General features: G+C 61.2%; 11 protein-coding genes. 5 read left to right on the top strand and 6 right to left on the bottom strand.

Translation table 11 applies throughout. The features are described 5' to 3' along the window. Positions 1 to 7 precede the first annotated feature (7 nt). The 5 genes from ABDX87_RS21460 (at position 8) to ABDX87_RS21440 (ending at position 9,094) form a co-directional block, all read left to right on the top strand. Positions 8 to 1,729 carry a vWA domain-containing protein gene (locus ABDX87_RS21460; protein ID WP_346833583.1) on the top strand — a complete coding sequence of 574 codons (1,722 nt, stop codon included), beginning with the start codon at positions 8 to 10 and terminating at the stop codon, positions 1,727 to 1,729. Then, a complete protein-coding gene (locus ABDX87_RS21455; protein WP_346829673.1) occupies positions 1,726 to 3,408 on the top strand; it encodes a BatD family protein in 1,683 nt (560 codons plus the stop codon). Before ABDX87_RS21460 ends, ABDX87_RS21455 begins: the two co-directional genes overlap by 4 nt. 189 nt (positions 3,409 to 3,597) lie before the next feature. After that, positions 3,598 to 4,839, top strand: a complete 1,242-nt coding sequence (locus tag ABDX87_RS21450) for an exonuclease SbcCD subunit D C-terminal domain-containing protein (RefSeq protein ID WP_346829672.1) — start codon at positions 3,598 to 3,600, stop codon at positions 4,837 to 4,839. Continuing rightward, positions 4,836 to 8,480, top strand: coding sequence for an AAA family ATPase (locus tag ABDX87_RS21445; protein ID WP_346829671.1), 3,645 nt, complete (start codon positions 4,836 to 4,838; stop codon positions 8,478 to 8,480). Before ABDX87_RS21450 ends, ABDX87_RS21445 begins: the two co-directional genes overlap by 4 nt. After that, a complete protein-coding gene (locus ABDX87_RS21440) occupies positions 8,477 to 9,094 on the top strand; it encodes a glutathione S-transferase (RefSeq protein WP_346829670.1) in 618 nt (205 codons plus the stop codon). Before ABDX87_RS21445 ends, ABDX87_RS21440 begins: the two co-directional genes overlap by 4 nt. 330 nt (positions 9,095 to 9,424) lie before the next feature. Here the strand turns inward: ABDX87_RS21440 and ABDX87_RS21435 are convergent, their stop codons facing one another. The 6 genes from ABDX87_RS21435 to ABDX87_RS21410 all read right to left on the bottom strand — a co-directional run bounded on the left by ABDX87_RS21435 (position 9,425) and on the right by ABDX87_RS21410 (position 14,009). Continuing rightward, on the bottom strand, positions 9,425 to 9,655 hold the full coding sequence (locus tag ABDX87_RS21435; RefSeq protein WP_346829669.1) for a hypothetical protein: 231 nt from the start codon (positions 9,653 to 9,655) through the stop codon (positions 9,425 to 9,427). Next, the gene (locus ABDX87_RS21430; RefSeq protein WP_346829668.1) at positions 9,652 to 9,843 is read right to left on the bottom strand and encodes a hypothetical protein; all 192 of its coding nucleotides are present in this window, start codon (positions 9,841 to 9,843) and stop codon (positions 9,652 to 9,654) included. Before ABDX87_RS21430 ends, ABDX87_RS21435 begins: the two co-directional genes overlap by 4 nt. Before the next feature lie 515 nt (positions 9,844 to 10,358). Next, entirely contained in the window at positions 10,359 to 10,541 is a 183-nt protein-coding gene (locus ABDX87_RS21425) for a hypothetical protein (protein WP_314580532.1), read from the bottom strand. A 189-nt stretch (positions 10,542 to 10,730) separates the two neighbouring features. Further along, entirely contained in the window at positions 10,731 to 11,897 is a 1,167-nt protein-coding gene (locus ABDX87_RS21420; RefSeq protein WP_346829667.1) for a lactonase family protein, read from the bottom strand. A gap of 250 nt (positions 11,898 to 12,147) precedes the next feature. After that, on the bottom strand, positions 12,148 to 12,447 hold the full coding sequence (locus tag ABDX87_RS21415; RefSeq protein ID WP_346829666.1) for a DUF5629 family protein: 300 nt from the start codon (positions 12,445 to 12,447) through the stop codon (positions 12,148 to 12,150). Positions 12,448 to 12,680: 233 nt separating this feature from the next. After that, positions 12,681 to 14,009, bottom strand: coding sequence for an MFS transporter (locus ABDX87_RS21410; protein ID WP_346829665.1), 1,329 nt, complete (start codon positions 14,007 to 14,009; stop codon positions 12,681 to 12,683). Positions 14,010 to 14,184 lie beyond the last annotated feature (175 nt).

The following is a 14,184-nucleotide window of genomic DNA, read 5'->3' as shown; positions in this document are numbered from 1 at the left end:
CGCCTCGCTGTTCGCGCTGTGGCCGCAATGGCTGCGGCCCTGGTGGTTGTTGCTCCTGCCGTTGCTCAGTTGGCTGCTGTGGCGGCTCTGGAACCGGCAGAAGCGTGTCGGCCGCTGGCAGATGATTTTGCCCGGCGCGTTTCACTCGACCCTGCTCAGCGGGGGCAACGGGCGCGAGAGCAAACTGCCGTGGATCGCCTTGGGTTTTGGCTGGCTGCTGGCATTGCTGGCATTGCTGGGGCCGAGTTGGCAACGGGTCGAGCAGACCAGCCAGAAGCCGGTGGACCCGCTGGTGGTGCTGCTGGAGTTGACCCCGGAAATGCTCGCCGCCGACAGCCCACCCACCCGCCTGGAGCAGGCGCGCCGCAAACTGCTGGACCTGCTGCAAGCGCGCAGCGATTCGCAGACCGCGATCATTGTCTACGCCGGTAGCGCACACACCCTCGTGCCGCTGTCCGATGACCTGTCGACCAGCAAAAACCTGCTGGACGCCATCAAGCCCTCGATCATGCCCGAAGCGGGCCAGCGCGCTGACCTGGGCGTGATCAAGGCCCTCGCCCTGCTCAAACAAGGGGATCTGGGCGTGGGACGTCTTCTGTGGATCGGCTCGTCGCTGAACGACGCCGAGCGCCAAGGCATCCGCTCGGTCATGACCGGCCATGCGCCACAGCTGCTGATGCTCGGTGTCGGCACCGCCGAAGGTGCGCCGGTTGCGCAGGAGAAAGGCGGATTCCTCAAGGATGCGCAGGGCGGCATTCTGGTGCCGCGCCTCGATGGCAACAGCCTCAAGGACTTCGCTGAAGAACTCGGCGGTCATTACACCTCGTTGCGGCTGGACGATGACGACCTGCGCGAACTCGGGTTACTCGATGGCCCGAAAGACCTGCGCAGTCAGGGCCAGACCGTCCGACTCGACAGTTGGGCCGACCAGGGTTACTGGCTGTTACTGCCCCTGCTGTTGCTGGCCGCCTGTGCCGGTCGACGCGGTTGGGTGCTGTGCCTGCCGTTGTTGATGCTGGTTCCGCAACACAGCTATGCCTTCGAGTTCAAAGACCTGTTCCTGCGTCCCGATCAACAGGGCCAGCACTTGCTGCAACGCCATCGACCCGGCGAAGCCGCGCGGCACTTCGAAGACGTACAGTGGCAAGGCATCGCGCTCTACGAAGCGGGCGACTATGCCGGTGCCGCTCAGCGTTTCGCCCAGGGCAACAGCGCCGCCGACCATTACAATCGCGGCAATGCCCTGGCCAAGAGCGGTGAACTGGACGCGGCCATCGATGCCTATGAACAGGCACTCGAACGTCAGCCGGACTTTCCGGCCGCCGCCGCGAACAAAGCGCTGGTCGAACAGATGCTGGAGCAGAACAAGCAGGCGGCCGCCGAAGACGCCAGTGAAGGTAAAACGGAAGGCGATGACGCCGCGAACAATCCACGTTCGGACAGCGCAGAGCAACAACAAACGAATCCGCAGGCGCCGGTTCAGAACGGGGACGATGACAACAATTCGCGTAGCACGTCTGAAATATCCGGTGGCGCCGGCACCTCCGACGCCATGCCGAACGACGACGAACCGACCCGGGCGCCCAGTCGTCCGGCCGACCCTCACCTCAATGGCGAACAGCGCCAGGCGCTCGAACAATGGCTGCGACAGATCCCCGACGAACCCGGCGAACTGCTGCGACGCAAATTCTGGTACGAACAACAGCAACATCAGGAAAAAGCCCGATGAGTCGTGTGCACACAGTGGTAATCGCCTGGTTGTTGTGCCTGTTCGCGCTCGCGGCACAGGCCGACACCCCTGCTGCAACGTTGCAGGCCAGCGTCGACCGCACACGCGTCAACACTGGCGAAACGGTCGAACTGACCCTTGAATCCGATGATGCCACGCTGTTCGGCAAGCCTGACATGAGCGCGCTGGACGCCGACTTCGAAGTGCGTGACACCCGCCAGCTCAACAGCCTGACCACGCTGGAAGGCAACGTTCACGCGACCACCCGCTGGCTGATTACATTGATGCCTCGACACAGCGGCTCAATCGACATTCCCTCGCTGAAACTGGGCGAACTGGTGAGCCAGCCCATCGCCTTGCAAGTGGTGGAGGTCGAACCGTCTGCGCAGTCGCAGGAACAGAAACTCGCGCCGGTGTTCATGGAAGCGAGCCTGGATCAAGACACCGTTTACGTGCAGGCGCAGGCGGTGCTCACGGTGCGTGTCTATCACTCGGTGTCGCTGTTCGACGACAGCAACCTGACGCCGTTGCAGGTTCCGGACGCGCGCATTGAAAAACTCGGCGACACGCGCACGTACGAGAAGCAGATCAATGGCATTCGTCATGGCGTCATCGAAATGCGTTATGCGTTGTACCCGCAGCACAGCGGCGAGCTGACCATTCCGGCCCAGGAATTCAGCGCCACGATGGTGCAGGACATTCCCGACACCCCAGCGGCTGCCACCAGCCAGCCGGCGATGGCCACCAGCCCCAAGCCAGGCAAGCTGATGCGCGTGACGTCCGACCCGCTGGCGCTGAAGGTCAAGCCGCAACCCGAACACTACCCCGCCAACACGCCGTGGTTGCCCGCGCGCAGCATCAGCCTCAGCGAGAACTGGAGTCCGGATCCGGCCCACAGCCAGATCGGCGATTCGTTGACCCGCACCCTGGTGATCAAGGCTGAAGGCTTGTCCAGCGCACAACTGCCTCCCTTGCCCGCCACCGACGTGAGCGCCCTTCGTCGTTACCCGGATCAGCCGCAACTGAGCAATCAGGCGAGCGAACGGGGTCTGGTCGGCGTGCGTGAAGAACGTGAAGCGCTGGTGCCCAACCGGCCCGGCGCCATCGACATCCCGGCGGTGGACCTGGTGTGGTGGAACACTCAGGAGGACCACCTGGAGCACAGCGCCCTGCCCGCTCGCACGCTGCAGGTCAGCACCAACCCGGCGCTGGCGGTGGACATGCCGGTCAGTGAGAACGCCGGTGTGACGGTGATCGGACCGCCGGTCTGGCCGTGGCAATTGAGCACGGTGCTGTTGAGTTTTACCACGCTGCTGGGCTTCGGCCTGTGGTGGCGGGCGCGCTGGCAGCCTGCGCTGACCCGCGTTGCACAAGCCGGTCCCAGCCCGCGCACCGTGCTTGACGACCTGAAGCGCGCCAGCCTGGCCAATGACCCGCACGCGACCCGGCAAGCGTTGGACGCCTGGGCCCGTCAGCAACCGGAAACCCTCGCTGACATGGCCGCGCGTTTTGTGCCATTGTCCGACGCCCTGGATGGCCTGAACGGCGCGCTTTACAGTGAGACCGGCAAGCTGTGGCTGGGCGAAGATTTGTGGCGCGCCGTCAAGGCATTGCCCGCAGTTGAGCGACCGCAAGACCCGAACGGCGCAGACAGCCTGCCGCCGCTTTATCCGAAATAATTTCTCTGGATCGATGCGTAATCATCGCGCATCGATCGTTCCCATGCTCCGCGTGGGAACGCAACCCGTGACGCTCCGCGTCACATTGGCCGCAGAGCGGCCGACCCGGCATTCCCACGCGCAGCGTGAGGAACGATCAGTGGGGTTGGCTTGCGGCCATCTGAAACCCATTCAACACAAGGTACCCCCATGCGTCTGTTCCACACCTCCGACTGGCACCTGGGCCAAAACCTCCATGGCCAGGAACGGGACTTCGAACACGCCAGCTTCCTGACCTGGCTGCTGGCCCGGCTGGCCGAGCGCAAGCCCGACGTGCTGCTGATCGCCGGCGATATCTTCGACACCGTCAACCCGCCGGTAAAATCCCAGGAGCGGCTGTACGACTTCATCGTCAGCGCCCACGAACAAAACCCGCAGCTGACCATCGTGATGATCGCCGGCAACCACGACTCCGGCTCGCGCATCGAACTCCCCGCCCCCCTGATGCGACGCCTGCGCACCCACGCGCTGGGCCGTGTGCTGTGGCTGGATGACGGGGTGCTCGACGTCGATCGTCTGCTGCTGCCCCTGACCAACGCCAAAGGCAAAGTGCTGGGCTGGTGCCTGGCGCTGCCTTTCCTGCGGCCGGCTGAAGTCACCGGCCCGACGCTGGGCGACAACTACCTGCGCGGCATCGGTCAGGTCCACGAGAAACTGATTGCCGCCGCCAACCTGAAACGCAAAAAAGGCCAGGCGCTGATTGCCATCAGTCACGCCCACATGGCGGGCGGCTCGGTCTCGGAAGACTCCGAACGCAGCCTGATCATCGGCAACGCAGAAGCCCTGCCGGCCAGCTTGTTCGGCGAGAGCATCACCTACGTTGCTCTCGGCCACCTGCACAAGCCACAACGGGTCAATGGCGAAGACCGCATTCGCTACAGCGGCTCGCCGATCCCGTTGTCGTTCTCGGAAATCGGCTATCAGCATCAGATCCTCGAAATCGAATGCGAGGGCGACACGCTCGCCAGCGTCAAACCGCTGCTGATCCCCCGCGCGGTCAACCTGCAACGGATCGGTCCGGCGCCCTTGGCCGAACTGCTGCTGCAACTCAAGGACCTGCCGGACATCGACCTGCTGGCCGACATTGATCGCCAACCCTGGCTCGAAGTCCGCGTGCGCCTGGACGAGCCACAGCCTGACCTGCGCAACCAGATCGAGGCGGCGCTGGAAAACAAGGCCGTGCGACTGGTGCGCATCGCCGCCGAATACGCGGGCAAAGGCGCCCGCGACGAAGACGGCAATCAGGATCTGATCGAGCTGGATCAACTCAGCCCGCAGGAGTTGTTCAGCCGCGCCTGGCTCGACAATTACGGCAGCGAGGTCGACGAACAGACGTTGCAGGACTTCGCCACGCTGCTGCAGGACGTGCAACTGGAGAGCGAACAGCCATGAAGATCCTCGCCATTCGCTTGAAAAACCTCGCCTCGCTTGCCGGCCCGTTCGAACTGGATTTCACCGCCGAGCCTCTGGCCAGCGCGGGTCTGTTCGCGATCACAGGCCCGACCGGTGCGGGCAAAAGTACACTGCTCGACGCGCTGTGCCTGGCGCTGTTCGGCGCGATCCCGCGGCTGAACGATGTCGGCCAGTCCAGGGTCCCGGAAATCGACGGTGACATCAGCACCAGTGACCCGCGTAACCTGCTGCGGCGCGGTACCGGCAGCGGTTACGCCGAGGTGGATTTCGTCGGCATCGACAAGCGTCGTTATCGTGCGCGCTGGGAAACCAACCGCGCCCGTGACAACGCCACGAAAAAGCTTCAAGCCAGTCGTCAGACCCTGACCGATCTGGACAGCGAGCAGATTCTCAGCAGCCAGAACAAGACCGAATACAAGACCCTGCTTGAAGCCCGGCTGGGGCTTAACTTCGAGCAGTTCACCCGCGCCGTGATGCTGGCGCAAAGCGAGTTCAGCGCCTTCCTCAAGGCCGACGACAAGGAGCGCAGCGAACTGCTGGAAAAGCTCACGGACACCGCCATCTACAGCCAGCTTGGCCGTCGCGCGTTCAGCAAGAGCAAGGAAGCCGAAGAGACGCTGAAAGCCTTGAATGCGCAGGCGGGCAACCTGACCCCGCTGGAGCCCGAACAGCGCGCCGAGCTCGAGCAACGCTTCGCTGACGCCCAGCAGCAATTGAAACGGGCGCAGACTCAGCTGCGCCAACTGGAACTCAAACAGCAATGGCTGACGGAGCTGAACCGCCTGCGCGACAGCCACCAGGCGGCCAATGAACAACGCATCGATGCGCAGCAAACCTGGGACAACCAGTCCGGCGACCGCCAGCAACTGGGCCAACTGGAACGCCTTGCGCCACAGCGCCACCTGTTCGCTCAGCGCAAAAAGCTGGAGGCTCAACTCAGTCCGCTCACAGCGGGTATCCAGACGCATCTTCAGCAACAGACTGAGGCTCAAGCCCGCCTGAACGGCCTGGAAACAGAGCTCGCCAACGCGCTCGCCGCGCTTCAACAGGCACAGGAACACCAGCAAGCCTGCGCGCCAACACTGCGCGAGGCGTTCGAGCAGCAGGTTGAGCTCAACCATTTGAATCAGGACCTGCAAAAGGTCAGTGAGCAGGCGCGCGCCGCCGAGCAATCGAGCCACGACGCCCAGGCCCTGCTCAACCAGATGTGCGAGCAGCAACGGCAGGTCGAAACCCGTCTGCAATCCATCGCCGAACAGCTACAGAACAGCGCAGCACTGAGTTCACTCAGCCAGTCGTGGGACGCCTATCGGCCACGCCTGCAACAGATCGTGCTGGTCAGTTCGCGCCTGAACAAGGGCCGTGAAGAACTGCCCGCACTGGAGCAAGCGGCCACGCGGGCCGAACAGGCCTTGAGTGAACGCCGAAGTGCCTTGCAGGCGCTGTACGACGATGCTCAGGTCAAGGCGGACGCCGTCAGTCAGGAAATCGAACGCCTCAGTGGGCTGTTGCAGGAAAACCGTCAGCAGCACGCCGCCAGCGACTCACTCGAGCGTCTGTGGCAGCGTCATCAAGACATCGCGACGCGCTTGCAGGACGTGCAGAACAGTCAACAACAGGCCACCGAGCGCCGCGCGCAAGGCATCGCTCAGGGCCTGAAGCTCAAGGGCGAACACGAGGCGGCCGAGCAGGCGTTGAAGGTCACTGTCGAACTGCTGCAACGCCAGCGGCTGGCGCGCAGTGCGAGCGTCGAGCAATTGCGCGGGCAGCTGGTGGATCACCAGCCGTGCCCGGTGTGCGGCAGCGAAGATCATCCGTATCACCAGTCCGAGGCACTGCTCGAGGCGCTGTCCGGGCATGACGACAGCGAAGAAACCCAGGCACGGCTGAAGGTCAGCCAGCTCAGCGAGAAGCTCGCTGAATTGCGCGCCGAAGTCGGTGAATTGAACAACCAGTTGAAGGTCTCCAAACCGCAACTGGATCAGCTCAGCGAGCAGTTGCAGAAGCTCACGCCAGAACTCGAAACCCATCCCCTGTACCCGCGCTTGCTGGAACAGCCCGAACACCTGCGTACCGATTGGCTGAGCGAACGCCTGCATCAGCTGGCGCAGGAAATCCTCACCGCCGAGCAACGCCAGACCCGGCTGCTCAAGGTGCAGCGCGATGCGGAATCCTTGCAGCAGCAGGTTCAGGACGCGCGCGAGGCCAGTCAGCAGGCGATGAAACTGCTGGACGATCAACAGCGCAACATCTCCCTGGACAACCAGGCATTCGAAACCGCGCTGCAGGAGTTCGAACCGTTGTTGCCCGCCGAGAGCCTGTCGTCGTGGCGCGAGTCGGCCACCGAAAGCTTCCTGCAGCTGGACAACGACATTGCGCGCCGCATCGAGCAGCTCGGTCAGCAGAAGGACGAACAGCAGGAACACAACGAGCGCGCGCTGAAAATCGAACGTGAGCAAATCACTCAACAGGGACGCCAGCACGAGCATCAGAAGCTGCAAAAACAGCTCGATGCCAGCCAGCAGCAACAGCGTGTCGTTCAGCAGCGCTTGCAAGAAATCCTCGGCGAGCAGGCCAGCGCCGAGCAATGGCAGCAGCACCTTGAACACGCCGTCGAGCAAGCGCGGCAGTCCCAGGCGACCACGGCCGAGGCCTTGCAGCAGGCGCGCAGCGAAGTGATCAAGCTGAGCGCTGAGCTGGACAGCGAGCGTCAGCGCCTGCACGGTTTGGAGCAAGAGCTGACCGACCTCGACGGGCAGATCAACGCATGGCGCAGTCAGCACAGTGAACTGGACGACGCCGCGCTGGACACCTTGTTGGGCATGAGCGATGACAGCGTCGGGCAACTGCGCCAGCGCTTGCAGCTCAGCGAAAAAGCCCTGGAGCAAGCCAAAGTGCTGGTGCAAGAACGCGACGCCCAGTTGCAACAGCATCAGGCGCAACACAGCGACATCGCGGACGGCGAGCAATTGGCGTCGGCCTTGACCGACGCACAGGGCCAGTTGACCACTCACGATCAGTTGTGCGCCGATTTGCGCGCGCAGATGAGCGAGGACGACCGCCGTCGCAATGCCAGCAGCGAATTGCAGGCGCGAATCGCAGCCGCTTATTCGGAGTTCCAGCGTTGGGGCCGAATCAACGCCCTGATCGGTTCGGCCACGGGCGATACCTTCCGCAAGATCGCCCAGACGTACAACCTTGATCTGCTGGTGCATCACGCCAACGCGCAGCTCAAACAACTGGTACGGCGTTATCGCCTGAAGCGCGGCGGCAGCATGCTCGGCTTGCTGGTGATGGACACCGAAATGGGCGATGAGCTGCGTTCGGTGCATTCGTTGTCAGGGGGCGAAACCTTCCTGGTGTCGCTCGCCCTCGCGCTCGGCCTGGCGTCCATGGCGTCCAGCACCTTGAAAATCGAGTCGCTGTTCATCGACGAAGGTTTCGGCAGCCTCGACCCCGAGTCGCTGCAACTGGCGATGGATGCGCTGGATGGCTTGCAGGCTCAAGGGCGCAAGGTGGGCGTGATTTCCCACGTACAGGAAATGCACGAGCGAATTCCGGTGCAGATTCAGGTGCGCCGCCAGGGCAATGGCCTGAGCACCGTGGAAGTCAGTGGATGAGCGCCCTGCTCTACTCGTTCCGCCGTTGCCCGTATGCCATGCGTGCGCGCATGGCGGTGGCGTATTCGGGCGTTCAGGTTGAACTGATTGAAGTCAGCCTCAAGGCCAAGCCGCCGGAAATGCTCGAACGCTCACCCAAGGGCACCGTGCCGGTGCTGGTGCTGGATGACCAGGTGCTGGAACAGAGCCTGGACATCATGCGCTGGGCACTGGCGCAGCATGACCCGGACGATTGGTCCATGGCCTCTGATCCAGAAGCGCAACGGCAGATCGCTGAACTGATCGCGGAGAACGACAGCGGCTTCAAGACCGATCTGGATCGCTACAAATACGCCGTGCGGTATCCGGAATTCACCCAGGCAGACTACCGGGCACGGGGTGAGGTGTTCCTGAATAAGCTGGAAGGCTTGTTGAAGGATCGCGACTTTCTGGTGACCGATCACCTGACCCTGGCAGACATTGCGCTGGCGCCTTTCGTACGGCAGTTCTGCGGGGTCGACCCGGACTGGTTCTGGCAGGCACCGTATCCAAGACTGCAGGGATGGCTCACGCGGTTCCTGGATTCGGCGTTGTTTGCGCGTGTGATGCAGAAAATCCGGGACCCAGCACCGTAACTGTGAGAGCTGCCGGAGGTTACGACGGTGGCGAATGCGGTTTCTGAAATCGACGTTGCTCACACGGGTGATGCAGAAAATCCGGGACTCAGCACCGTAACTGTAGGAGCTGCCGGAGGTTACGACGGTGGCGAATGCGGTTTCTGAAATCGACGTTGCTCACACGGGTGATGCAGAAAATCCGGGACTCAGCACCGTAACTGTGGGAGCTGCCGGAGGTTACGACGGTGGCGAATGCGGTGCGTCAGCCGACACTCCGATCACTGACCCTCTGCATTCGTCCGATCGCGGTCCGCAGCAAGCTCGCTCCCACAGGTTCGCGCAGTGACGTCACACCACCGTCCATTGGAAGATCTCAGAGAACAACTCGCCGTGTTTCGGTGGCGGGTTGCCTGCGTTGAGCTTCTGCCCCCGCTGCATTTCGATGGCTTCGGCGACTTCGGTCTTGAATTCCATGCTGCGCGCCACACCGCCCACCGACCCTTCGCCATAACCCAGCAACGAGCAGCCGTTGTTGATCAGGGCAAAAAATACGATCACCCAAAATTTAACGCCTCTCACGACGCACGCTCCTGCGTGCTGACAGAAGCACGATCCAGCTCGACGACGGACGATTGAGCCGACACCGATACCGGTGCAGTCAGTTGTGGATTCATGCTGGTGACGGTGACCACTGCGATGAAGACAACATACAAAGCGATGGCGGTGTAAGCGCCTTGTTTAAGTGAATGAAGAATGGCAGTGGCCATGACAGTTACTCCGGGATGTTTCGTTTCCGGCGCCCAGAATGCCCGGAGTTCTTATTAATGAAAAACGATGTGCAGCGATTCAAAAGATCGACTCGGTTGATTATTTAGAAAGTTAATCAGGCCGATAGTGTTGCCCACCTGACGGTAGGCGTGAGCTTGCTCGCGATCAGGGAGTGTCAGCTAATAATGATTTCACGGAAGTATGCTGATCGCGAGCAAGCTCACGCCTACAGGGGCATGTAATCGGGGCATAAAAAAATCCCCGTCGCTTATTCAGCAGACGGGGACCAAAGGGAGGGAATTCAACGCTTTCGCGAGCAAGCTCGCCTGCATTTGATGCATGGCCTGACACGCAGTGGTCAGTGGGTCGCATCAACCTGTTAAAGGCGAATTTGCTCGCGAAAGCGTTCTTGCACTCGGAGCAGATATAACGATCGTAATATTTAGTTCTTACAAATCCATTCCCCGGTACCGTTTATGTCGTTAACGGGGAATGGATTCACATCGAGTTCTATTCATTGCTGGGTCTTATGATCCAGAGCCGCATAGAAGTTGGCGCTTTGTTGCAGGTACTTCGGAGTGTAACTCTGGGTCGAGCTGACTTTTTTGTCGGTGACTTCGACACTGGCACTGGCAGGCAATGCAACAGTAGCGGAGATGGCAGACGCGGCGATGATGGAGAAGATATTGAAGTTCATGGTGTGTGCCTCGGTGTAGATGTTTCGTTTCAAGTCTTGACCGTCTTGGCCGTGGAATTAAAAGTACGCCCGAGGAGCTTTCAGAAAAAATCTTTTCTGGCACTAGCCCTTATCACTTCAATTAATACATGGCTCCAGCCCTTGATTTTCAAGGGCTGGAGCCTGCGTCAACCTGTCACTTGCCAGCGGTCACGGCTTCAAAAAACGGAAATCCGAGGGGGAATCGAAGTCGACTTTCTGCACGGTGTCGCCCAGCACACCGGTTTTGGGGTCCACGCGGACCGTCACAATCTGGTTGCTCTTCTGGTTCGCAATCAACACGAAATGACCGCTAGGGTCGAAGCTGAACTCACGGGGCTCCTTGCCTTCCACCGAGCGGCGCTGGATTTCCTTCAACTGGCCGTTGCTCGGGTTAATGCTGAACACCAGCAGTTCGTTGACCTCGCCCCGATTGGCAACGTAGAGGAACTTGCCATCCGGCGAGGTGTGCAGGCCACCGGCGGCGCGGTATTGCTGACCGTCTTTGTTGGCCAGGTCCACCAACGCCGTGCGCTTGAACGCGCCATCGTGGTAATCGAACACTGCGACCTGCGCGCTCATTTCCATGGTCAGCCAGGCGTGTTTGCCGTCCTTGCTGAACAGCAGGTGACGTGGGCCACTGCCCGGTGGCAGGTCAACCGACGGCGCTTTGGCGGGCGTCAGCGGTTGGGGTTTCTTGCCGTCGTAGTTGAAGACGAACATCTTGTCGGCGCCCAGATCCATCGCGACCAGGTACTTGCCATCGGGGGTCGGCACGGCGGCATGCACATGGGACGACGCCTGACGTTCCGGGTTGACCTTGCTGGCTTCGTGCGTCGCGGTCTGCGCCACGGCAGACAGCTTGCCGTCCTTGCCGACCGGCACGACCGCCAGTGAACCGCCCGGATCGGGATGCACGGCGTAGTTGGCGACGAACAGGAAGCGCCCATCCAGGCTCAGGTTGGAATGCGTCGGCTCTTCACCCTTGCTCTCGATCTGGTTGATGAACGACACCGCGTGGGTCTTGGGATCGATGGAAAAACTGCTGACCTTACCGACCACGTCAGTCTGGCCCGGGCCGTTCTCGTTGACCGCAAACAGATGACGCTGGTCTTTGGAGAGCGTCAGCCAGGACGGGTTTTCGCTTTTGATTACCTGACGGGGCTTCGCTTCGAGCTGGCCGGTCTGGGTGTTGAAGCCATAACGGTAGATGCCTTCGCTGGCGCCAGCGGTGTAGGCACCTACCAGGACGTCGTAGTCGGTCATGGATTTGGCCTGAACGGAAAGAGCGGTGAGGCTGCTGGCAAGCACCAGCCACGGCAGGAGTCTTGGAGTCATCGGGGCATTCTCTTTTTGAAATTGTTGGCGCGGTAAACGCGAGAATCAGGTCTATGACAGCGGTTTCAGCGCAGGAGTTGCCTGAGCCGTGAGTTCGGACTCACCCTTTGTCGTCATGTGGGAGCGAGCTTGCTCGCGAAGGCTGGGCGACAGTCTCCACAGATGCTGCGGAAAGACTGGCCTATTCGTCGGAATGCCGCCCGGGCATAGCTCACTCCCGCAGTTCATCGGGTGTGTCCGCGATCGAGCATCAACCCTGCTCGTCTTCCTCATCGTCATCACTCGCGGCGAAGGCGTTCAGCACGACGATGCGGTGATCGGCATTGCCGTCGTTGATAACCCAACTCTGCAGTTTGGCGTCGAACTCGGCGGAATCGATTTGCGCCAGCGAGAATCGCCAGACCTTGCGTTCGCGGCCGTCCATGCTCTCGATTTGCAGCATTTCGTCCAGGGTGAACTCGAAGGCGTGGAGGCCGTCGATCTCCAGCATGCTGTGAGACGTCAGTGCCGTTTGCAGGGCGGTGCGCAGGGTTTCGGGGGTGTCAGTCATGGCAGTCGTTCGCATAGGTGAAAGCGCGAATGATAGGACAAAAGCTGCCATCGCGGCGTGTGCGCACGTTCATGCATGGCGCAAATGCCCTGTGGGAGCGAGCTTGCTCGCGAAAGCGCTGTGACAGCCGACGGGGATGCAAAGGCTTCACAGAGGCATTCGCGAGCAAGCTCGCTCCCACAGGGTTCAGCGTTTAGTCCAAACCCGCGATGCCGGATTCAGGCTAATTCCCCTCATCGATCCTGCAGCGCTTCCTTCGCGTAATAACGCTTCGGAATACCCCACACGATCAGTGCAATCGCCAGCACACTCACGGCAAACAGGGCGAACAGTGCAGGCGTTGCGGTACCCGTGAGGTCCTTGATGCGACCGACCATGAACGGCGCAATGATCCCGCCCAACTGACCCAGCGAGTTGATCAGCGCGATCCCGGCTGCCGCGGCGATGCCGGTCAGGAAGCGTGGCGGGATGGTCCAGAAGATCGGCATCCAGGCAATGATGCCGGTCATGATCATGGTCATGCCGATCATCAAGGGCAGCAACTGGCCGGGGAACAGCGCGCACACCAGATAGCCGGCTGCCGTCAGAGATGCGCAGCCCGCCATGTGCCAGCGACGTTCGCGATGACGGTCGGAACTGGCACCGATCAGCAGATTGCCGATCACCGCGCCGATATAGGGAATCACGGTCAGCCAGCCGATGTTCATGGTGTCAGTCACGCCCGCGCTTTTGATCAGTTGCGGCATCCAGAACAGCAGACCCGTCAGCGCCATCACCAGGCAGAGGTAGATCGCCGACATGACGTAGGTGGTCGGGTGTTTCCAGATGTCCTTCACCTTTTGCGGTGTGGCGGGTTTGGCCTCTTTGGCCATGCGCGACAGCACCACTTGTTTTTCCTCAGCGCTGAGCCAGGGCGCGTCTTCGATGCGGTCCTTGACCAGCCAGAACACCACGCCGCCCAGCAGCACCGACGGAATGCCTTCTAGCAGGAACAGCCAACGCCAGCCGGCCAGGCCCATGACGCCGTCGAAGTGGCCGAGGATGAGGCCGGCAATCGGACCGCCCACGATGCCGCACAGGCAAATGGAGCTCTTGAAGTATGAATTGACCCGAGCCCGTCGCGTGCTCGGGTACCACTGGGTGAAGAAATACAGCACGCCCGGGACGAAGCCGGCTTCCATCACGCCAATCAGAAAACGCAGGGTGTAAAACCAGAATTCGGTCTGCACGAACATCATGCAGGCCGAGGCGATGCCCCACGACACCATGATCCGGGCGATCCAGATTCTCGCGCCGATCTTGTGCAGCAGCACGTTGCTGGGGACTTCAAAAAGAAAGTAGCCGACGAAGAACAGACTGGCGCCGAGGCCGTAAACGGTCTCGCTGAAGCCCAGGTCGCTGGCCATTTGCAGCTTGGCGAAACTGATGTTGACCCGATCCAGGTAAGCGAACAGAAAACAGCAAATGAACAACGGTACGATGCGCCAGCTCACCTTGCGGTAGATGCTGTCTTCAAGCGCGTCGGTGTCGAGCTGTTCCAGCGGTATGGCGTTGGCGGTCATGGGGCGCACCTCGTTTGTTTTTATGTGGGTGTCGGGTGTGTTGCGTTGATCCTGCGTTGCAATTCTCTTGAAGGAGTGAGCTTTGACTTGATCGTCCCCACGCTCTGCGTGGGCATGCAGCTCGTGACGCTCGGCGTCACCAGGGCGCAGAGCGTCATGAACGGCGTTCCCACGC

This window comes from Pseudomonas abietaniphila, assembly GCF_039697315.1.
Taxonomy (GTDB): domain Bacteria; phylum Pseudomonadota; class Gammaproteobacteria; order Pseudomonadales; family Pseudomonadaceae; genus Aquipseudomonas; species Aquipseudomonas abietaniphila_B.
Note: the sequence above shows the minus strand (reverse complement) of the source record. Positions and strands in the feature narration are given on the sequence as shown.